The sequence below is a fragment of the Achromobacter sp. genome, from assembly GCF_050285585.1.
Lineage (GTDB): Bacteria > Pseudomonadota > Gammaproteobacteria > Burkholderiales > Burkholderiaceae_B > Achromobacter.
This window is the reverse complement of sequence record NZ_JBLZXF010000025.1, coordinates 26,505-46,133: the sequence shown is the minus strand read 5'-3', so window position 1 is coordinate 46,133 and position 19,629 is coordinate 26,505. Positions and strand designations below refer to the sequence as shown.

Here is a 19,629-nt window from a genome sequence, read left to right as displayed (position 1 = left end):
CGCGGCGCAAACGGTTTCAGGGACAGGCCGGCGCCGCGACGCCGATATCCAGCACCACGGCGGCAAGGCCGCCCGCCGCCGGGCCGGACTCGGGCACGAACGCCGCGCCGGCATCGCCGGAGGCCGCCGTCGCGACGAACTCCCCCGCCGCCAGCGGCGCGCCGGGCCCGCCTCCGCCCAGGCTGCCCGGGCGCAGCGCAAGCACCAGCCGGATCGTCCGCGCCGGGCCTCCCGGTTCGCCGGCCGACAGCGTGGCGGCCGGCGCGCCGACGGCATGCACCCGCGCCGAGGCCGCTCCGCGCAGCACGAACAGGTTCAACACACGCACCGGCCCGCCCAGCAGGCGGGACTGGAAGGCCGCGTCGCCCGCGAAGCCGACGGGCACCCCGGGCGGCAGCACGACCCGCGCGCCAGCGCCGCGCAATTCCACGCCTTGCCCCGACAGCACGACCGACACGCGGTCATAGCCGGGAAAGCAGGAATACGGGCCATCGCGATCGACGTCGGCGATGCTCGCGCGCCAGCGCCCGGCGCCGTCCGCGGCCAGCGTCCGAGTCGAGCCCCCGCCGTTCTTCCAGGGCTCCGGCGGCAACGCAAGCCAGTTGACGGGCCCCGCGGGCGCCACCTCAGGACACCGCGCCAAGACCGTACTTCCCGGTAAGCAGGGAGCCGCTCTGGAAGCGGCCGATCCCGTAGGGCGCGAGCGACACATCGGTGGCCAGGCCCAGCGCTTCCTGCGCCAGCACCCGGCCCACGGTGGGCGACAGCTTGAAGCCGTGGCCCGAGAATCCGAATCCCACGATCAGGCCCGCCATGCCTGCGACGCGGCCCAGCACCGGATTCCAATCGGGCGTGACGTCGTAGACGCCTGTCCAGGAAGATGCCAGCCCCGCCGTCTCGTACGCCGGGAAGCGCTCCGCCACCTGCGCCCCGACTTCGGCGACGTAGTCCAGCGGGATGTCTCCCTGCTCGGTATCGCTTTGCTGCAGCTTTTCGCCGACGACGCCCTCGCTCACCAGCATCTGGTTGCCGCCATAGCTGCGGCAGTACAGCATTCCCGGCGACGCCAGGTCTTTGTAGACCGGCATGGAATAGGTATAGGGCGCCTGCTCGCATTCCAGCGCCAGCACGGCATGGCGCTCCGGCACGACGGGCATGGGCACGCCCGTCCAGGCCGCCAGTTCCGAGGTCCAGATGTTCTGCGTGCTGATGACGAGCGGGCTGGCGTAGTCCCCTTCGGAGGTGGACACTCCCACTACCCTGCCATTCTCGACCAGCAGGCCCCGCACGCCGACGTTCTCGCGGATGGCGACGCCGCGACGGCGCGCGCCGCGCGCGAAGCTGGTGGCCACGAGGTAGGCGTCGGCGAAGCCCGCCTCGGGCTCGAAGCCGATCAGCGCGGCATCGTCGAACGAAGCGATGGGCAGCAGTTCCCGCGCCTGGGCAGGGCTCAACATTTCCAGCGCGATGCCTTGCTGCGCCTGCTGCGCCAGGGCGCTGCGCAGCGGCTCCAGCTTGCCGTCGTCCGCCGCGCTGATGAGATAGCCGCACTTGACCAGGCCGCACGAGGCCTCTTCGTCGCCCACATAGTTGGCGAAATCGTTGAAAACGCTCCAGGAGCGCTGGGCCAGTTCCACGTTCTCGCGCACCGAGTAATGGGTGCGCAGGATGCCGGAGGACTGCGATGTGGTGCCCGCGCCGATCGTCGCCCGATCCAGCACCAGCACGTTCTTCGCACCCAGCTCCGCAAGGTGGAAGGCCACGGAACTGCCGATCACGCCGGCACCAATCACGATCACGTCATAGCTTTTCAAGACAAGGCTCCAAGGACAGGTGGCGCGAGTGTGTACCCGGCTTTCCGGAGCCGCCGCAATATAAGCCCGACGAAATCTGACCATCGCCGCTGCTTATATTCACGCCGCCGGCCGATGTACAGGCGAAAGTCACGTCTGCCGCGCCCAAAGAGCGCCGGTGACATGACATCCATCAGTCAATCTACATTCACGTAGGGGAATACTATGAACATGAACCGCCGCGCCATGTTGGCGCGCACCGCGGCACTGGCGGGCGCAAGCGTCCTCGGATTTCCCATGATCGGCCGCGCGGCGGCGCCGTCGTACACCTACGGCGGCTCCGCCTGGCTGGGCCACTACTCGGCCTACATCGCCATGAAGACCGGCCTGTTCGCCAAGCAGGGCCTGGACATCAAATGGCAGAGCTTCGCCACCTCTTCCGACCGCATGAGCGCGGTGATGGCGGGCAACGTCGACCTGGCCGGCACCGGCGTGGTGTCGTCGCTGGCCCTGATGGCGGCGGGCGCGCGCCAGTTCCAGGTCATCGCCACCCCCAACAATTTCGGCCGCGCCGAAGGGGTGCTGGTGCGTGAGGACGTTACGTCCGTCGCCGGCCTGAAAGGCAAGAAGATCGGCGTCACCTACGCATCCAGCGCCCACGTGCTGCTGCTGGACGTGCTGCGCCAGGCCGGGCTGGACCCGGACAAGGACGTGTCCATCATCAACCTGCCCGCCACCAACATCCTGTCGGCCTACCAGGGCAAGCAGATCGACGCGGCCGTCGCCTGGACCCCGGCCTTCGACCGCATCAAGGCCGTGCCGGGAACGCGCGTGCTGCTGGACGACACGGCTTTCTCGCTCTACAAGAAATACGCGATCACGCCCGGCCCCGACGTGCTGCTCACGCGCGCCAAGCTGGGCAAGGACGATCCCGAGGCGGTGCGCAAGTTTCTGCATGCCGTGTTCGAGGCCAACGCCATGCTGACCGGACAGCCCGAGGAAGCCGCGGGCGTGCTGCTGGAACTGACGGGCCTGTCCAAAGAAGACCAGCTGGCCGTCATCAAGCAGACGCAGTGGTACTCCGCGGCCGACCAGAAGGGGCTGATGGTGGATCCGGGCAATTTCGTCAGCGGCATGCAGCAGCTGGCGGAGATGCTGGTTTCGCTCAAGCAGATCGACCGCGCGCCCACGGTCAAGGACTGGGTCCAGGTTTCGTACCTCTGAGCACGGAACCGTCCGCCTATGTCCATACGTTCATCTTCACGGGAAACGCGGCTGATCTGGGTCAGCGCGCTATCGCTGCTGGGTTTCCTGCTGTGCTGGGAAGCCCTGTGCCGCGCCGGCGCGGTGGATCCGATATTCCTGCCCGCGCCGTCCCAGGTCCTGGCGCGCGCCCTGTCCATGTCGGACCAGGGCACGCTGTTCTACAACGTGCTGGCCTCGACCCGACGCGTCATGGTGGGTTTCATGGCGGCGGTCGCCGTGGCCATTCCGCTGGGAATCCTGCTGGGCACCTCCAAGGTGGCCCGCGCCGTTTTCGATCCCATCATCTCCTTCCTGCGGCCACTGCCGTCCATGAGCTGGATTCCGCTGTCGCTGCTGTGGTTCGGCATCACCGAGACGCAGAAGTACAGCATCGTCTTCATGGGCTCCTTCGTGCCCGCCCTGCTCTACGTGATGGAGGCCACCCGCAGCATCGATCCCGTGCTCGTGCGCGCCGCCCGCAACCTGGGCGCCAACCGCTGGCAGGTAATGCGCGAAGTGCTGTTCCCCGGTTGTTTGCCGCAGATCCTGTCCGGGATGAAGATCATCCTGGGCCTGTCCTGGACCTGCGTCATCTCGGCCGAGCTGGTGGCGTCCAAGGAAGGCCTGGGCTTCATGATCATGAACGGCAAGGAGTTCTTCCAGACCGACACCGTGGTGCTCGGCATGGTCCTGATCAGCTTCACCGTGCTGGTGACCGATCTGTGTTTGCGTCTACTTGAACGATGGGTGCTGTCATGGCAACGATGAGCGACGATACGATGATCCGCCTCGACGGCGTTTCCAAGTCCTACGGCGGCCTCGTGGTGCTCGACAAGGTGGACCTGCGGGTCCGGCGCGGCGAATTCCTGGTGCTGCTGGGCGCCTCCGGCTGCGGGAAGTCCACCTTGCTGAACCTGATGGCCGGATTCATCGCGCCCGACCGCGGCAGCATCGCCGTCAACGGCAGGCCCGTGACCGACGTGACCGCCGCCTGCGGCATGGTGTTCCAGCAATACGCGCTGTTCCCCTGGCGCACCGTGCAGGAGAACGTGGAGTTCGGCCTGAAGATGCGCGGCATGTCGCGCCAGGAACGCGCGCCCATCGCGCGCAAGTACATCGAGATGGTGGGGCTGAAGCAGGCGGCGGACAAGTATCCGCACGCGCTGTCGGGCGGCATGAAGCAGCGCGTGTCGATCGCCCGCGTGCTGGCCAACGATCCGGACGTGATGCTGTTCGACGAACCCTTCGCCGCCCTGGACGCCATGACCCGGCAGGTGCTGCAGGACCAGTTGCTGTCCATCTATGAACAGAGCGGCAAGACCATCGTTTTCATCACGCACTCGATCGACGAGGCGCTGACCTTGTCCACCCGCATGGCCGTCATGGGCTCCAAGCCCGGGCGCATCGTGCAGGACATCGACAACGACCTGCCCCATCCACGCAGCGCCGATGTGCAGCTGTCGCCCCGTTTCGTGGAACTGAAGCGGGCCATCTGGGAGCGCGTGCAGGAAGAAGTCACGCGCAGCATGGAGCTGACCGTCTAGGGCCTCTCCAGGCATCGAGGGACCCACGGAATGGTCATGCCGGGTTCTGCCACGCGCCGGGGCTGCGGCCTTCCGCGGCCAGGAACTCCACCAGCGCAGGCAGGGACGCGTCCATCGGCCGGTTGGGCTGAATGCGCATCACGTAGCCCCATGAGCCCGCCATGCGCAGCTGCGGTACCAGGGGCACCAGCCGGCCGCTGGCCAGATCTTCGTCGATCAGCGGCGCGCGCCCCAGCGCAATGCCCACCCCGGCGGCGGCGGCCGCGGCGACCGTGCTCAGGCCGCTGAGCACCATGGGTTCCTGCCAGTCGGATTCGGCCAGCCCCAGCCGGGGGCTCCAGGTGCGCCAATCGGTTTCGGGGCTGTCGATGTGCTTTTCCTCGAGCCAGCGGTGGCGCGTGAAGATGCGCGGATCGCCGCGGTCGGCCTCTGGAACCAGCGCCGGGCTGCATACCGGCACGACCGTCTCCGTCATGAGCGGGATGTCTCCGGGCTCGGCGTTGTGCGGGCCCATGGCGCGCACGTGCAGGAAGGCCAGGTCGATGTCCTGACTCTTCCAGGCCGGATCCTGGCTGGCGTGCAGGTACACCCGGATGTCGATGTCGGGGTGCAACTCGATGAACCGGCCGATGCGCGGCGCCAGCCAGAGGGAGGCCAGCGACGGGTTGGCCGACACGTTCAGGGTATACCGCCGCTTGCCGCGGGCGGCCGCCCGCACATTGCGGCACGCGGCCTCCAGCAGGGTCAAGGCCTGTTGCACCGACGCCAGCAGATCGGCGCCCGCCCCGGTGGTTTCGGCGCGCCGCACCGTGCCGCCCCGGCGCAGCAGCGTGACGCCCAGATCGGCCTCCAGGGCCCGCAACTGGTGGCTGACGGCGCTCTTGGTTACGTTGAGTTCGGCGGCGGCGCGGCTGAGGCTGCCCAGGCGGGCCACGGCCTCGAAGGCGCGCAACGCGGCCAGCGGCGGCGTGCGGTTGGGGAGATCGGGCATGGGTTGAGTTTATCTCAACCTCTTATTGAAAAACTATCGCTTTCGCCAGCCTGCGGTATGGAGGACCATGCAAGCTCTGGGAAGGAGATTGCAATGTATTTCGATTTACGGCTTTGGCGCCTGACCGAGGGGTTGCGCGCCGGCATGGCGGGCGGCATATTCCTGGGCCTGCTGGCCCTGGCCGCCGGCATCGCGCGCTACGTGTTCCTGGGCCAGCTGCTGGCCCGAGTGTTCGAAGGCGCGCCCTGGCAGGACTGGATCGCCCCCGCGCTGTATGCGGCCGCGATGGTGCTGCTGCGCGCGGGCTTCGACCACTGGCGCACCGTGCAGGCCAACCATTGCTCGGCCGAGGTGCAGCAGGCGCTGCGCGGCCGGCTCTATGACCGCATCGTGGCCCTGGGCCCGGCCTGGTTCGCCAACCAGCGCACCGGCGGCGTGATGCTGACCGTGGTGGACGGCGTCGAACAACTGCAGACCTTCTTCGGCCAGTACCTGCCCCAGGTCGCCATCGCGGCCGCGGCGCCCTTCGCCATCTTCGCCGTCATCGCGTTCTGGGACGTGCCGACCGCGCTGGTCTTCCTGGCGGCGGCCCTGTTCGCGCTGTTCGGCCCGATGGCCGTGCACATGCTGGACCGCCGCGCCAGCCTGGCGCGCACGCGTTCGTTGAACGATTTCGGCGAAGACTTCCTCGACGCGGTGCAGGGCCTGCCCACGCTGAAGTCCTACGGCCAGGGCAAGGCCTGGGGCCGGCGGCTCGCCGCCCGCGCCCGCAGCCTCTCGGACAATACCTTCTGGGTGCTGTCGGTCAGCCTGCTGACGCGCGGCATCAGCGACCTGGGCGTGGCCCTGGGCGCGGCGCTGGCGCTTACGCTGGGCGCCTGGCGCGTGGCCGCCGGCGACATGAGCGTAGAGGCCCTGCTGATCGTACTGATGGCCGGCACCGAGATCTTCCGCCCGCTGCGCGACCTGCGCTCGGTGCTGCACCGGGGCATGCTGGGCCAGTCGGCGGCCGTCAGCATCCATGCCTTGACGGACGCCCAGCCCTTGACGCCCGCGCCCGACGCGCGCGCCGCCGGCGCCGCGCCGACGCGGCTGGCGCCCACCATAGAATTCGACGACGTGGCGTTCTCCTATACGCCCGAGCGCCGCGCGCACCAGGGGCTGGCCTTCCGCATCGCGGCGGGCGAACGCGTCGGCGTGGTCGGACCCAGCGGCGCGGGCAAGTCAACCATCGTGCGCCTGCTGCTGCGCGAATGCGTGCCGCAGGCCGGCAGCATCCGGGTCGGCGGCCACGATGTGAACGAACTCGATACGCAGGCCCTGCTGTCGCACATCGCGCTGGTCAGCCAGGACATCACGCTGTTCCATGGCACCATCGACGACAACCTGCGCCTGGGACGCCCCGACGCCACGCACGAGCAGGTGCGCGCCGCCGCCCGCGCCGCCAATATCGACGACTTCATCATGGCGCTGCCCGATGGCTACGCCACCCGCATCGGCGAACGCGGGCTGCAACTGTCCGGCGGCCAGCGCCAGCGCGTGGCGATCGCCCGCGCCCTGCTGCGCGACGCCCCCATCCTCATCCTGGACGAGGCGCTGTCCTCGGTGGACACCGAGAACGAAGCATTGATCCAGCAGGCGCTGGACCGGCTGATGGCGGGCCGCACCACGCTGATCCTGGCCCACCGGCTGGCCAGCGTCATCGGCGCCGACCGCTGCCTGGTGCTGGACCAGGGGCGGGTCGTGGAATCCGGCACGCACGCCGCGCTGATGCAGCAGGGCGGTCTGTACTACAGCCTGATGCGCGAACAGGCCGAGGCGCACAGGAACCCGGCGGCCGGCAGCCCCGCAACCGCGGACGCCTCCGTTCCCTCCCCCGAACCCGGCGGCTCCGGCGACGCCCCCGGCACGCAGGGCCCGCCGCTGCGCGCCCTGGACGAGGATGCCTCCCAGGTCGGCTGGCGCGACACGCTGGGCACGCTGCTGTCGGTGGTGCGCCCGTGGCGCGGCACCCTGGCGGCCACCATCCTGCTGGGCGTGGCGCGGGTTGCCGCCTTCATAGGGGTGGGCGTCTTCAGCGCGCTGATCGTGGCCGCCATCCGCGACGGGCGCGACGTATCCTCGCTGGTCGTCGGTCTGCTGATCACGGCGCCGCTCGCCGCCCTCTTCCACTGGCTGGAGTCGTGGCTGGCCCACGCGATGGCCTATCAGCTGCTCGCCGACATGCGCGTCAAGCTCTACGACAAACTGGAGCGCCTGGCGCCGGCCTATCTGCTGCAGCGCCGTTCCGGCGACCTGGTGGCGCTGGCCACTCAGGACGTGGAGATGGTGGAGTACTTCTATGCCCACACCATCGCGCCCGCCATCGTATCGGTGCTGGTGCCGCTGTCCGTGCTGGGATTCCTGGGCGTCTACAGTTGGCCGGTAGCGCTGGCGCTGCTGCCCTTCCTGGGCTATGCGCTGGTGTCGCCGGTGCGCGGACGCCGCAAGGTCGACGCGCTGGGCGACAAGGCACGGCACGCGCTGGGCGAGATGAGCGCGCACGCCACCGACACCATCCAGGGCCTGGCCGACCTGACCGCCTTCCAGGCCACGGGCCGCCGCCGCGACGAATTCCTGCGGGTGGCCGACCGGTACCGCATCCGCCGCCTGGACATCCTGCGCGATCTGTCCAGGCAGACCGCGTGGTTCGAGGTGGCGATGGGGCTGGGCGGCCTGGCCGTGGCGGTCGTGGGCGCCCTGCAGGTCGCTGCCGGCGCGTTGTCGGCCAGCATGCTGCCGCTGCTGGTGCTGATCGCGCTGGCCACCTTTCTTCCCGTGTCGGAAATCTCCCAGGTCAGCCGCCAACTGGCGGACACCATCGCCGCGACCCGCCGCCTGCACGTGGTGGCCAACGAGCCCGAACCGGTCACCGACGGGCCGTTGGCGGCGCCCGCCGCCGCGCATGGCCTGTCGCTGGCGTTCGAGCGCGTCAGCTTCGCCTACCCCGGCAAGCGCGAAGACACCTTGCGCGACCTGAGCTTCAAGGCGCCCGCCGGCGCCACGGTTGCCGTGGTGGGCGCGTCGGGCGCTGGCAAGAGCACCGTGGCCAGCCTGCTGCTGCGCTTCTGGGACCCGCGCGAAGGCGCGGTGAAGCTGGAGGGGATCGACGTGCGGCAACTGCAGCTGGACGGCCTGCGCGAACGCGTGGCGCTCGTCACGCAGGACACCTATCTGTTCAACGATACGCTGGAAGGCAATATCCGTCTGGCCCGGCCCGAGGCCAGCCCCGAGGAACTGGCGCGCGCGCTGGAGCAGGCCGCGCTGGCGGACTTCGTGCGCAGCCTGCCCGACGGCATCGCCACGCGCGTGGGAGAGCGCGGCATGCAGCTGTCCGGCGGACAGCGCCAGCGCATCTCCATCGCCCGCGCCTTCCTGAAGAACGCGCCGGTGCTGATCCTGGACGAAGCCACCTCGCACCTGGACACGCTGTCCGAGATGCAGGTGCGCGGCGCGCTCGACGTGCTGATGCGGCATCGGACCACGCTGGTCATCGCCCACCGTCTCTCGACGATCCGCGACGCCGACCTCATCCTGGTGCTAGAGCGCGGCACGCTGGCCGAGGCCGGCACGCACGACCAGTTGCTGAAACGGCAAGGGGTCTATGCGCGCCTGGCCAGCCACCAGGGCGGGTACGCGGTCAATAGCGCAACGTCTCTACCGACTTAGCGTTGGCCCGCACTTCGGCCTCCGTGAACCAGACCCGCTTGCTGCCGAAGCGGGCGTACAGATCGAACTGGTCGCGGGTATGGGGCGAGGCCGTGCCGTCCGGGGCGACGAAGCCGCTCTGGCCCGGCGCCACCACGTCCACCGCGCGCGCGCCGCGGGCATCGAACACCGTCATGTTGTTCTCGGTGCCGCGGTTCTGCGTGGCAGGATGGCTCAGCACCGCCTTGTCGTCCGCCTGCGGCACGCCCAAAAAGTTCTTGGGCGCGAACACCATGGGCGGCGCCGGAATGCGCCAGCCGGCGGGATCATCGCCGTAGGTCTTGCGCAAGGCGGCTAGCGCGTCGTCCAGCGCGGCGAGCGTCACAGCCTGCGGGGGCTGCCCGTTGAAGAAGTCGTACCGCTGCGGCACGCCCGCGTCGCGCCCGGCCAGCGCGTTGTACAGCACCTTCGCTCCCACCGTCAGGTTGACCGACCCGGTGGCGGGCGCCGCGGGCGTGGGGTAGCCCGTGGCGCTGTACCACTTGAAGAAGTCGGCGGGCATCTCGTCGGCCAGCGTGCGCTTGAGCATCGCGCGCAGCCAGGCGTCCATAACGGCCGGTCCGGCGTTGTCGTAGTAGCCGGCCTGGCTTTCGCTCGTCGCCATGCCGTCCCAGGACGCCAGCCCCGCGACCAGCCGGGCGCGCGCGTCGTCGGCCGGCAGGCCTTGAACCGCCTGCCGCAGGAAGGGCAGGAAATGGCGGCGGTTGACGTCGGCATAGCTGGTGGTGCGGATCAGGTCCCACATCTGCTGCGCGCTGACCTTGCCGCCATCGGCGGTCATGGCTTTCAGGCGGGTCTCGATCTCGGCGTAGCGGTCGGCCCGCCCCCACACGATGGCGAACAGATCGGTGGAGGGATAGCCGCGCATCGGCTGATTGTTCCAGTTGGCGATGAAGCCTTGGCGCGGGTTGTAGACCTGCGGATTCGTCGCGAACGGCAGCATGCCGTCCCAGTCCATTTCGCCGGTGCCGGGAACCGGCAGGCGCGGGTCGTGGCCCGGGCGGCGCTTGGGATAGAAGCCCGTGTGCGCGTAGCCGATGTTGCCCCGGTCGTCCGCGTAATACCAATTGATCGTCAGGGCGTGGCGCGCGGCCTGCTGCTTCCATTGATCCCAGTTGCGCGACTGCGCCTTGTGCGTCCACGCCATCAGCGATTGCAGCTCGTAGCCTTCCCAGGCGCGCGCCTTGGCGTAGGCGACGTTCTGCTTGTCGTCGAACTTGGTGACGATGCCGTGCACCGTGCGGTACACGTCCATCATCACGGGCTCCCCATCCTTGACCTGGATGAGTTCAGTGCGCTTGTCCATCGTTTTCCACTCGCCGTCGTGGAAGTAGCGCGTGCGGTCGGCGGGATCCAGCTTTTCGGCGTAGATGTCCACGTCGTCGCCGAACCCCGCGGTCGAGCCCCAGGTCACGTGAGCGTTGTGGCCGAACAGAATGCTGGGATAGGCGAAGGGGGTATTGCCGACCACGTCGTATCCCGCGCCGTGCAGGCCGATGCCATAGGTATAGGCCGGATTCCACCAGCCGAACTGGGGGCCGTTCAACAGGATGGAGCGCGCGTCCTTGGCGTGATCGCGCCCCACGATCCACATATTGCTGGTGGTGGGGAAGCCGGCGATGCCCGGCTGGCCGGATTCGGCGAATTGCGCCAGCAGCAGGTCGCGCGTGCCGGCCGGCGATTCGTCCATCACGCCGCGGGTTTGCGGATCGCGCGGCACGCGCTCCAGCATGGGCGGCGTGCCATCGTAGCGCGGCAAGGCGTAGGACAGCCGGGCGGGCGGCTCGCCGCCGCCGGGGCGGTAGACGCCCTCTTCCTCCGGCACCGTGGTGGGCGCGCGGCTGTCGGTCATCCAGCGCAGCTGATTGAAGATCTGCATGGCGCGCTCGTCGCCGTGCCGGTCCTTCAACGCGGTCAGCAACGCCAGGTTGTCGATCTCGCTGTTGGCGTCGGAGAAGCGATTGGCCATGGTGCCGACGAACACCATCGCCACGTCGTAGGCGGTCCAGTCCGCCGGCTTGAACCCAAGATCGTTGAATTCCTTGGGCATCAGGCTGCCGGGTTCGGCCCGCACGCGCGCGATCCAGGCGTTCATGCCGGCCGCGTAGCCATCCAGTATCCTGCGTTCCGAGGCGGGCAGCGCGGCCAGCTGGCGCTGGATGCGCTCCGGCGAAAAATTGCCGCGGATGGATTTGTCGAAACCCACCATGGACTGGCCCAGCACTTCCGCCACGCGGCCCTGGGTACTGCGCCGCGCCATCTCCATCTGGAACAGGCGGTCCTGCGCGACGGCGTAGCCGTAACCATAGAAGATGCCGTAGACGGTATTGGCGTACACATGCGGCATGCCATAGCCGTCGCGCCGGATCGTGACCTGGCCGCTGGCGGCGCCGGGCGGGCGAACCGCGGCTTCGGCAGGCTTCTGCGTAGTTTGCCGGACTTCCTGGGCCTGGGCGCCCATGGCCGCGCAGGCCGCCAGGACGGCGGCCGACAACAAGTGCTGCTTCATTCGAATCTGTCTCCGTGTTTGACGAGCCGCGCCGCGGTGCGAGTCCCGGGCGCGGGTTGCGGCGCCTCTTGCGGGCACCGTCTGCGGACCATCATACGGACAGCCTATTTATAATTCCAATGCATTTATTTCATAGTATTCATGCGTTGGAAACATGGACTTCCAGAAACTCAAGCACCTGCTCGCCGTGGTGGAGCACGGCACTTACTCGCGCGCGGCGGACGCGGTCAACTTGTCCCAACCCGCGCTCAGCCGCAGCATCCAGGCGCTGGAAGCCGAACTGGGCCTGCCCCTGCTGGACCGCGGCACGCGCCGCGTGCGCCTGACGCCCTACGGCGCCTGCGTGGCCGAACGCGCGCGCCGCATGCGCTTCGAGGAAGCCGAGCTGCAACGCGAACTCAAGACCCTGCACAGCGGCGAATCGGGCACGCTGTCGATCGGGCTGAGCCCCACGCCCGCATCGCTGTTGCTCTCGCCTTTCCTGGCCCACATGGCCGAGCGCCACCCGCAGGTGCGCGTCGGCGTCGAACTGGGCGCCACCGCGGCCTTGCTGGAAATGCTGCGCGTCGAACGCATCGACGCCATGGTGTGCGACGCGCGCATGCTCTATGAGGCGGCCGACCTGGAAACCCGCCCCCTGCCCCCGCTGCGCGCCGGCCTGGTCTGCCGCAAGGGCCATCCCATCCTGGCCCATAAGCGGCCAGGCATCGCACAGATCCGCCGGTACCCCGTGGCCTCCAGCACGCTCAGCCCCGAAGTGTCGCTGCGGCTGGCGGAAACGCTGGGGCCGGGCGCCGCGCCCGAGCAGATGGTCACGCATCGCTGCGAAAACCTGGACGCGCTGGTGGAGTTGGCCCTGTGCTCGGACACCCTGCTGCTGGGCGTGATCTGCGTCACCCGACGGCACCAGGACGCCGGCCGGCTGGCCGAAGTGCCGATTCCGCCCGATCCGCAGCGCCAGGGACACTATGCGCTGGCCCGGCTCGCGGGGCGCACGCCCTTGACGGCCCAGGACGCCCTGTACGATTTCACGCGGGCGTGCTGGGATGGCTTCGCGTCGTTCAGGGCGAAGCCGTAGACGGGCGGTTGCGGGATTTGATGTAGCCCGATGCGCTGCGCGCCGGACGGCGGACGCGGCAACGGGCCGAGCTCAATTGCTGTTGATCCAGTCCTGCGTGTCCTGGATGAACCACGGAAGATTCAATCTCTCGCCCTCGCCGGACTGTATGGTCAAACGCTGGCCCGAGGAACCCGGGGCTTGCGTCTTGGGAGCCGGCCGGCTCCGGTAATCCATATCGGTTTGCCGGGGCGGAGCATCGGCGCAGGCGGCAATCGACGCGCACGCGAGCGCGGCAAGAAGTGTCCGAAACGATGGACGAAGGGTCTTCATGGTGTTCCTGGTTTCCATTGGCCGCACCGGCCGACGCGCCGGGCAATCAAGGCCTCTACCCCCGTACCTTACTCGTAATACGACGCCCCGGCAGGCGGAAATGGTGTCTGCCTGCGACACCGACGCGTCACAGGCGGTCGAGTTTCAGCCGCGCCGCCAGGTAATCGACGAAAGCGCGCACCTTGGCGGGCGGAAGCCGGTTCTCCTGCCAGAGCGCATGGATAGGCACCGGCCTGGGCTCGAAATCCTGGAGGATGAGCTCCACCTCCCCCGCATCGAGCAGGTGCCTGATCTGCCACAGCGGCGAATAGCCGATACCCAGCCCGGCGCTGACCGCGCCATAGATCGCCGCCATCGTGTTGCTCCGGAACCTGCCCCGCACCCCGACGGTGCGCCGCTTTCCGCCGATTTGAAAGGCCCATAGGCCGGGGCGCGGATCGACCGTCCTGACGATACAGGCGTGCTGGCGCAATTCCAAAGGGTGCGCGGGGCGGCCATGCCGTTCGAAATATGAGGGCGCGCCAAAGACGACCCTGCGCAACGTTCCCAGCCGTTTCCCTTGCAGGCCGGAATCGGGCAGATCGCCGATGCGCACCACCAGGTCGAGGCCTTCGCCGGCCAGGTCGGAAAAGGAATCCGTCAGCTGCAGATCGACCTCGACCTGCGGATACGCGCGCAGGTAGTCCGCGATGATGGGAACCAGGAAATCCGGACCGAACAGTATCGGCGCGCCCACGCGCAATATGCCTGAAGGCTCCGTCCGGCGATCCGCGGCCTCCAGCCGGGCCTCGCCGATTTCCGCCATCGCCGGCTTGACCCGCCGGTAGAAAGTCTCGCCGGCTTCGCTGAGCGCCAGATGCCGCGTGCTGCGGTGAACGAGCTGAACGCCGACGTCCTCTTCCAGCGCCGCCAGGGAACGGCTGACGGCCTGGAGCGAGCGGCCGAGGTTACGGGCTGCCTTGGTCAGGCTTCCGACCTCGACGATGCGGATGAAGGCTTCAAGATCTTCCAGGCGGCTCATGATTATCTCGGATATCGTGATTCAGCTTCATTTTTCATATGCATTGTTCTGATAAGAGTGAGAATTTACACTGCTTCCACGCATACACCCATACCGAGGAGGAACCCGTGGGCAGCACTCAATCCACCGTTTTGGCCGTAGGGGCCACCGGCAAATTCGCGGGCCTGGTGATTCCGGAATTGCGGCGGCGCAAGGTTGCGGTCCGGGCGCTCGTGCGCGACGAGCCGCGCGCCGCCGTCGCCCGCGCATCCGGAGCGACGGAGACCGTCATCGGCGACCTGCGCAACATCGACAGCCTCGCCGAGGCAACGCAAGGCGTGGACGGCGTCTTCCATATCGGCCCGGCGTTCGCGCACGACGAGGCGGCAATGGGCGTCGCCCTGGTCGAAGCGGCGGAACGGGCCGGCGTGCGGAAATTCGTCTTTTCATCGGTCATCCAGCCGACCCTCACGCGCCTGGCCAATCACGCCAGCAAGATACCGGTAGAGGACGCCCTCTATTCGTCGCGGCTGGAGTACACGATCCTGCACCCCGCGAACTTCATGCAGAACATCGGCCTGGCATGGCCGTCGATCCGGGATCACTCGTGCTTCGGCGAGCCCTTTCCCAAGGACGCAAGAATCGCCCGGGTGGACTACCGGGACGTTGCGGAGATTGCCGCTATCGCCTTGACCGAAGACAGGCTGTCCTTCGCAACCTTGGAGCTCTGCGCCGGCATGTTCAGCCGCCTGGACATCGTGGCGGCCTTGTCCGAAGCGCTGGAGACCCCGATCGCGGCGCGGCAGCCCGATTTCAGCGAATGGGCCGCGAACGCGCGCCTGCCTTACAGCGGCCAACAGTTGCTTCTGCTGTCCCGGGTTCTCGACCACTACCGGGCGTACGGGCTGGGCGGCAATAGCCTTGCCCTCAGGGCGGCGCTCGGACGGGAACCGAGATCGCTACGCGACTACATCAGGGATCTGGTCGCCGAAAAAAACCCGCCCGCAGTCCGCCGCCAGGAGCATTGACATGTCTGGAAATCCGCCGCCATCTGCCCTGAAGAAACTCCCGCCGGGCTCTGCCCGCTTCCTCATGCCACTGGTGCTCTCCGTGTTCATGTCGGCCATCGTGTCGGCGGTAGCGACCGCTACGAGCGTCGGACTGGGCTCCGACTTCGTCGTCACCTGGCCGAACGCCTGGGGGGCCTCCTGGATCGTGGCCTTTCCCAGCCTCCTGCTCTTGTTGCCCGTCGTGCGCCGGATCGTCGCCTGGATGGTCGCCCAGCCCTGAACCCCTGGCGGCGCAAGCGGAAACGGGCCTCCGCTGCGCCGCCGCGCGTCACCCCGCCGGCCAGGCGAGCATCGCGGCATCGATGATCATGTCGAGCTTTTCCGCGGAAGCCCCGTCACGGGCCTGGACGGAGAGCCCTTCGAGAACGGTGGTGTAAAAGGCGGCAAGCTGATCGACGTCCGCGCAAGCCGGAAGGTCGCCCTCGGCAATGCCTTGCGCGAGGCGGTCCCTCAGCATCGTTTCCCCGTCCAGCCGATTGGCGGCAAGAAACGCGCGCACGCGCTCGTTCTCGGGAGCGCCGAGTAGCGAGGACAACACGATCATGCAACCGCGCGGCCCCTCGTCGACCGCATAGGCCCGCGCGTTCGATCGCAGCATGGTTTCGACGGCCTCGCGCGCAGTCCTGGCTTGGCTCAGGCTCTGCGAGGTCGCTCGCCCCTCGAGCCGGTCGTAGAGAGCGACGGCCTCCCGGAAAATTTCTTCCTTGCAGCCAAAGGTCGAATAGAGGCTGGGCTTGTTGACGCCCGTGGCCTCGACGAGATCCTGCACCGACGTGCCCTCGTAGCCTTGCGCCCAGAAGGTGCGCATGGCCGCGAGCAGGGCCAGCTCCCTGTCGAATTCCTTCGGCCGCCCGATTTTCGGGGCGGGAGTCGTTTTGGCCTTGCCGCGGACGCTCACGATTCAATCATCCGCAGACCCGCCACGCCAACCCCGATGAGCGCGAGGAACAACAGCTTGGCCGGCGACATGTGCTCGCCGAGCAGCAAGGTTCCGAAAACCGCCACGCCGAAGGCGCCGATGCCGACCCAAATGGCATAGGCGGCGCCCACCGGCAGATGCTTGAGCGCCAGGCCGAGCAGCACCAGGCTCAGCATGGCGACGCTCACGCCGATCAGGCTCGGCCAAAACCTCGTCAATCCGTCCGCCTGCTTGAGCGCCAATGCCCAGACGATCTCAAGCAGGCCGGCCACAACCAATAATCCCCAAGCCATCCAAATCCCCGTTCAATCCTGGTTGCGGTGGCGTTCCCTGCAACCGGCGGCGCCGCTAGGCCGTAAAGCCTCCGTCGATCGCGAGCGACGCGCCGGTGATGAAGCGGCTCTCGGCCCCGGCAAGATACCCGACAGCGGCCGCGATCTCGTCCGGCCCGGCGTAACGCTTGACCGCCATGAGCTCCAGTTCGGCGGAGACGGCGGGGCCGTCGGCAGGATTCATATCGGTGTCGGTCGAACCCGGGTCGACGATATTGACCGTGATGCCGCGCGTGCCCACCTCGCGCGCCAGGCCCTTGGTAAAGCCGATCAGCGCGGACTTGCTCATCGCGTAGAGCGTCACTCCCCCATAGGGCACCCGCTGGGCGAAGCAGGAGCCGATGGAAATAATGCGCCCGCCGCACCCCATATGGGCAAGCGCGGCTTGCGAGGCCACGAAGACCGCCCCCGCATGGATCGCCAAGGTGTCGTTGAGCTCGTCGAGCGTGGCCTCCTCGATCGGCCCGGAGGGAAACACGCCGGCGCTGTTGACGAGTATATCCAGGCCGCCAAGTTCACCGGCGGTCCGCTGCACCGCCGCCCGGACGGCGACCGGATCGCGGCTGTCCGCCTTGATGGCCAAGGCCTTGCCCCCGGCAGCGCCGAGCTCGCGGGCGAGATCCTTCGCCGCCTGGTCCGACCTGGCGTAAGTGAAGGCGACATCGGCGCCACCCTGCGCGAGCCGCCGGACGATGGCGGCGCCGATGCCGCGCGTACCGCCCGTAACGAGGGCGACCTTGCCTTTGAATTCCATATCGACGGCTCCTTTTATACCGATCGGTTCAAAAAAGAGTAAGCGAACGGGAATTCCTCGTCAAGAGCCGTTGAATCGATCCCTATGGCGTGCGCCGCGGCGCCCCCTATTCCTTCACCGCCACCGTGTAGTTCAGCGCCAGCCGGCCGCCATCGGCGTACACCGTCTGGCCGGTAACGTAGCTGGAATCGTCGCTGGCCAGGAAGACGGCCACCTTGGCCACCTCGTCGGTCGCGCCCAGCCGCTGCATGGGAATGCGCGACAGCACGGTCCTGCGGGCCTCCGGGTTGGCGGTGATGGTGGCGAGGATCTCGGTGTCGATGCTGCCCGGCCCGATGGCGTTGACGCGGATGCCGTGCGGCGCCAGGGATAGCGCCATGGATTTCGTCATCTGGCGGACCGCGCCCTTGCTTGCGCCGTAGGCCAGCTGATCGGGCATCGCCAGCTCCGCCGTCATGGACGACAGGGTCACGATGGCGCCATTGCCGCGCCCGCCCGCCACCATGGCGCGCGCCGCGGCCTGGGCCACCAGGAAGGTCCCGCGCACGTTCACGTCCATGACGGCGTCCAGGTCTTCCAGCGTCAGTTCCAGGAAATCCGCCGCGCGGATCACGCCCGCGTTGCAGACGCAGACGTCCAGGCCGCCCCAGCGCCGCACGCACGCATCGGCCAGCGCCCGCGCGTCGGCGGGATCGGTCACGTCGGCCACCGCGGCAGCCGCGCGCTCGCCCAGCGCCCGAGCCGCCGCTTCCAGCTCGGCGGCCTTGCGGTCCGCCATCAGCACATAGGCGCCTTCGGCCACGAAGCGCCGCGCAATCGCCAACCCGATGCCGCCGGCGGCGCCGGTGACCAGCGCCACCCTGTCCTGCAATCTCATCTCAGACTCCTACGTAGGCGGCCACCAATTCGGGCCGCGCGGACAATTCCGCCGAGCTTCCCCGCCACACCGTCGCTCCCTTGTCCAGGATGAAGTTGCGGTCGGACAGGCGCAGCAAGGCCGTGGTGTTCTTGTCCACCACGATCATCGACAGCCCTTCGGCCTTCAACTGGGCGAGCACGCGCCAGATCTCGGCCCGCACCACGGGCGCCAGGCCCTCCGTCGCCTCGTCCAGCACCAGCAGGCTGGGATTGGTCATCAGGGCGCGGCCCAGCGCCAGCATCTGCTGCTCGCCGCCCGAGAGCTGCGTGCCCAGGTTGGCCCGCCGTTCGCGCAGGCGGGGAAACAGGCCGTACACGCGTTCCAGCGTCCAACCGCCGGCGGCCTTGGGCGCGCAGGCCGTGGCCACGAGGTTTTCCTCCACGGTCAGCGTCGGGAAGATCTGGCGGCCTTCGGGCACCAGCGACAGGCCCAGCCGCCCGATCCGGTACGGCGCCAGGCCGCGCAGCGAACGGCCGCCGTACTCGATACTGCCCTGGCTGGCGGGAAGCAGGCCGAACAGGCATTTGATGACGGTGCTGCGGCCCATGCCGTTGCGGCCGATGAGGCCCACGACCTCGCCCCGTCCCACGTCCAGGTCGACGCCGAACAGCGCCTGGCAATGGCCGTAGGCCGCCGTCAATCCGCGTACGTTCAACATGGCGGGCTCCTGTTCCTATGCGTCTGCGTCGTCGCCCAGGTAGGCGCGGCGCACGTCGGGGTGATTGCGGATCTCGTCCGCGCTGCCGGTGGCGATGACCTTGCCATAGACCAGCACGCTGATACGGTCGGCCAGCGCGAAGACCGCGTTCATGTCGTGCTCGACCAGCACGATGGTGTAGCGGCCCTTCAGGCTTTGCAGCAAGGCGATCACGCCCGCGCTTTCGGCGGCGCTCATGCCGGCCATGGGCTCGTCCAGCAGCAGCACGGAAGGCTCGCCGGCCAGCGCCATCGCGATCTCCAGCTGGCGGCGCTGGCCGTAAGCCAGGCTTTCCACCGGCGCTTCGGCCACGTCGTCCAGCCGGCAGGCCCGCAGCGCCTGCCTCGCCGCGTCCACCACGTCCGCGCAATCGCGCAGGGCCGTCCAGGGCGACAGGCGCCGGCGGCGCTTGCGCAAGGCCGCGAGGCAGGCGTTGTCCAGAACGGTGTAGCTGTCGAACACCGAGGTCACCTGGTAGGAACGCAGCATGCCTTGCGCCACGCGCTCCTGCACCGAGGCGCGGGATACGTCGGCGCCGCCCAGGCGCACGGACCCGCCGTCGGGGCGCAACTCGCCCGAGAGCAGATTGATCAGCGTGGTCTTGCCGGCGCCATTGGGGCCGATCAGGGCGTGCAGTTCGCCCGGGGCCACGGCCAGCGACACGCCGTCGGTCGCTTTCAGGCCGCCGAAGCGGCGCACCAGGTCCTGCGTGGCCAGGC

19 protein-coding genes and 1 pseudogene are annotated in these 19,629 nt (G+C 68.4%); 7 read left to right on the top strand and 13 right to left on the bottom strand.

Annotation, left to right across the window (positions count from 1 at the left end; all coding sequences use genetic code 11):
* Nucleotides 1–16: 16 nt before the first annotated feature.
* A complete protein-coding gene (locus ACN6PJ_RS24115; RefSeq protein ID WP_427998320.1) occupies nucleotides 17–643 on the bottom strand; it encodes a HutD/Ves family protein in 627 nt (208 codons plus the stop codon).
* Entirely contained in the window at nucleotides 627–1,814 is a 1,188-nt protein-coding gene (locus ACN6PJ_RS24110; RefSeq protein ID WP_427998319.1) for an NAD(P)/FAD-dependent oxidoreductase, read from the bottom strand. The genes ACN6PJ_RS24115 and ACN6PJ_RS24110 overlap by 17 nt, the downstream gene beginning before the upstream one ends.
* A gap of 204 nt (nucleotides 1,815–2,018) precedes the next feature.
* On the opposite strand from ACN6PJ_RS24110, the gene ACN6PJ_RS24105 reads away from it, so the two are divergent.
* Genes ACN6PJ_RS24105 through ACN6PJ_RS24095 form a run of 3 tightly spaced genes read left to right on the top strand, consistent with a single transcriptional unit; the run spans nucleotide 2,019 to nucleotide 4,582 of the window.
* Nucleotides 2,019–3,017: an aliphatic sulfonate ABC transporter substrate-binding protein gene (locus tag ACN6PJ_RS24105; protein WP_427998318.1), complete on the top strand. Its 999-nt coding sequence runs from the start codon at nucleotides 2,019–2,021 to the stop codon at nucleotides 3,015–3,017.
* A gap of 18 nt (nucleotides 3,018–3,035) precedes the next feature.
* A complete protein-coding gene (locus ACN6PJ_RS24100; RefSeq protein WP_043545505.1) occupies nucleotides 3,036–3,806 on the top strand; it encodes an ABC transporter permease in 771 nt (256 codons plus the stop codon).
* The gene (locus tag ACN6PJ_RS24095) at nucleotides 3,794–4,582 is read left to right on the top strand and encodes an ABC transporter ATP-binding protein (RefSeq protein ID WP_427998317.1); all 789 of its coding nucleotides are present in this window, start codon (nucleotides 3,794–3,796) and stop codon (nucleotides 4,580–4,582) included. The genes ACN6PJ_RS24100 and ACN6PJ_RS24095 overlap by 13 nt, the downstream gene beginning before the upstream one ends.
* A gap of 34 nt (nucleotides 4,583–4,616) precedes the next feature.
* Here ACN6PJ_RS24095 and ACN6PJ_RS24090 read toward each other — a convergent pair whose 3' ends face one another.
* Nucleotides 4,617–5,573 (bottom strand): LysR substrate-binding domain-containing protein, encoded by a 957-nt coding sequence (locus tag ACN6PJ_RS24090; protein ID WP_427998316.1) that lies wholly within the window; start codon nucleotides 5,571–5,573, stop codon nucleotides 4,617–4,619.
* 93 nt (nucleotides 5,574–5,666) lie between these two features.
* On the opposite strand from ACN6PJ_RS24090, the gene ACN6PJ_RS24085 reads away from it, so the two are divergent.
* Entirely contained in the window at nucleotides 5,667–9,281 is a 3,615-nt protein-coding gene (locus ACN6PJ_RS24085; protein ID WP_427998315.1) for an ATP-binding cassette domain-containing protein, read from the top strand.
* On the opposite strand, the gene ACN6PJ_RS24080 is transcribed toward ACN6PJ_RS24085, so the two are convergent.
* The gene (locus ACN6PJ_RS24080) at nucleotides 9,253–11,829 is read right to left on the bottom strand and encodes a penicillin G acylase (protein ID WP_427998314.1); all 2,577 of its coding nucleotides are present in this window, start codon (nucleotides 11,827–11,829) and stop codon (nucleotides 9,253–9,255) included. The genes ACN6PJ_RS24085 and ACN6PJ_RS24080 overlap by 29 nt on opposite strands.
* A gap of 154 nt (nucleotides 11,830–11,983) precedes the next feature.
* On the opposite strand from ACN6PJ_RS24080, the gene ACN6PJ_RS24075 reads away from it, so the two are divergent.
* Nucleotides 11,984–12,907, top strand: coding sequence for a LysR family transcriptional regulator (locus ACN6PJ_RS24075; protein ID WP_427998313.1), 924 nt, complete (start codon nucleotides 11,984–11,986; stop codon nucleotides 12,905–12,907).
* Between the two features lie 72 nt (nucleotides 12,908–12,979).
* Here ACN6PJ_RS24075 and ACN6PJ_RS24070 read toward each other — a convergent pair whose 3' ends face one another.
* Nucleotides 12,980–13,219 (bottom strand): hypothetical protein, encoded by a 240-nt coding sequence (locus ACN6PJ_RS24070; protein WP_427998312.1) that lies wholly within the window; start codon nucleotides 13,217–13,219, stop codon nucleotides 12,980–12,982.
* Nucleotides 13,220–13,346: 127 nt separating this feature from the next.
* Nucleotides 13,347–14,240, bottom strand: a complete 894-nt coding sequence (locus tag ACN6PJ_RS24065) for a LysR family transcriptional regulator (protein ID WP_427998311.1) — start codon at nucleotides 14,238–14,240, stop codon at nucleotides 13,347–13,349.
* 107 nt (nucleotides 14,241–14,347) lie between these two features.
* Between ACN6PJ_RS24065 and ACN6PJ_RS24060 the strand changes: the two genes are divergently transcribed.
* Nucleotides 14,348–15,247 carry an NmrA/HSCARG family protein gene (locus ACN6PJ_RS24060; protein WP_427998310.1) on the top strand — a complete coding sequence of 300 codons (900 nt, stop codon included), beginning with the start codon at nucleotides 14,348–14,350 and terminating at the stop codon, nucleotides 15,245–15,247.
* Nucleotide 15,248: 1 nt separating this feature from the next.
* The gene (locus tag ACN6PJ_RS24055) at nucleotides 15,249–15,509 is read left to right on the top strand and encodes a DUF2798 domain-containing protein (RefSeq protein ID WP_427998309.1); all 261 of its coding nucleotides are present in this window, start codon (nucleotides 15,249–15,251) and stop codon (nucleotides 15,507–15,509) included.
* Between the two features lie 48 nt (nucleotides 15,510–15,557).
* Here the strand turns inward: ACN6PJ_RS24055 and ACN6PJ_RS24050 are convergent, their stop codons facing one another.
* The 7 genes and pseudogenes from ACN6PJ_RS24050 to ACN6PJ_RS24020 all read right to left on the bottom strand — a co-directional run.
* A complete protein-coding gene (locus tag ACN6PJ_RS24050; RefSeq protein WP_427998308.1) occupies nucleotides 15,558–16,187 on the bottom strand; it encodes a TetR/AcrR family transcriptional regulator in 630 nt (209 codons plus the stop codon).
* Nucleotides 16,184–16,501 (bottom strand): DMT family transporter, encoded by a 318-nt coding sequence (locus ACN6PJ_RS24045; protein ID WP_427998307.1) that lies wholly within the window; start codon nucleotides 16,499–16,501, stop codon nucleotides 16,184–16,186. The genes ACN6PJ_RS24050 and ACN6PJ_RS24045 overlap by 4 nt, the downstream gene beginning before the upstream one ends.
* 55 nt (nucleotides 16,502–16,556) lie before the next feature.
* A complete protein-coding gene (locus ACN6PJ_RS24040; protein WP_427998306.1) occupies nucleotides 16,557–17,294 on the bottom strand; it encodes a 3-oxoacyl-ACP reductase family protein in 738 nt (245 codons plus the stop codon).
* Nucleotides 17,295–17,400: 106 nt separating this feature from the next.
* Nucleotides 17,401–18,171, bottom strand: a complete 771-nt coding sequence (locus ACN6PJ_RS24035) for an SDR family NAD(P)-dependent oxidoreductase (RefSeq protein WP_427998305.1) — start codon at nucleotides 18,169–18,171, stop codon at nucleotides 17,401–17,403.
* 1 nt (nucleotide 18,172) lies between these two features.
* A complete protein-coding gene (locus ACN6PJ_RS24030) occupies nucleotides 18,173–18,871 on the bottom strand; it encodes an ABC transporter ATP-binding protein (protein WP_427998304.1) in 699 nt (232 codons plus the stop codon).
* A gap of 15 nt (nucleotides 18,872–18,886) precedes the next feature.
* Nucleotides 18,887–19,024, bottom strand: a complete 138-nt coding sequence (locus ACN6PJ_RS24025; RefSeq protein WP_427998357.1) for a hypothetical protein — start codon at nucleotides 19,022–19,024, stop codon at nucleotides 18,887–18,889.
* Nucleotides 19,025–19,123: 99 nt separating this feature from the next.
* Nucleotides 19,124–19,603: pseudogene (locus ACN6PJ_RS24020) on the bottom strand (ABC transporter ATP-binding protein); the annotation flags it as partial.
* Between the last annotated feature and the right edge of the window lie 26 nt (nucleotides 19,604–19,629).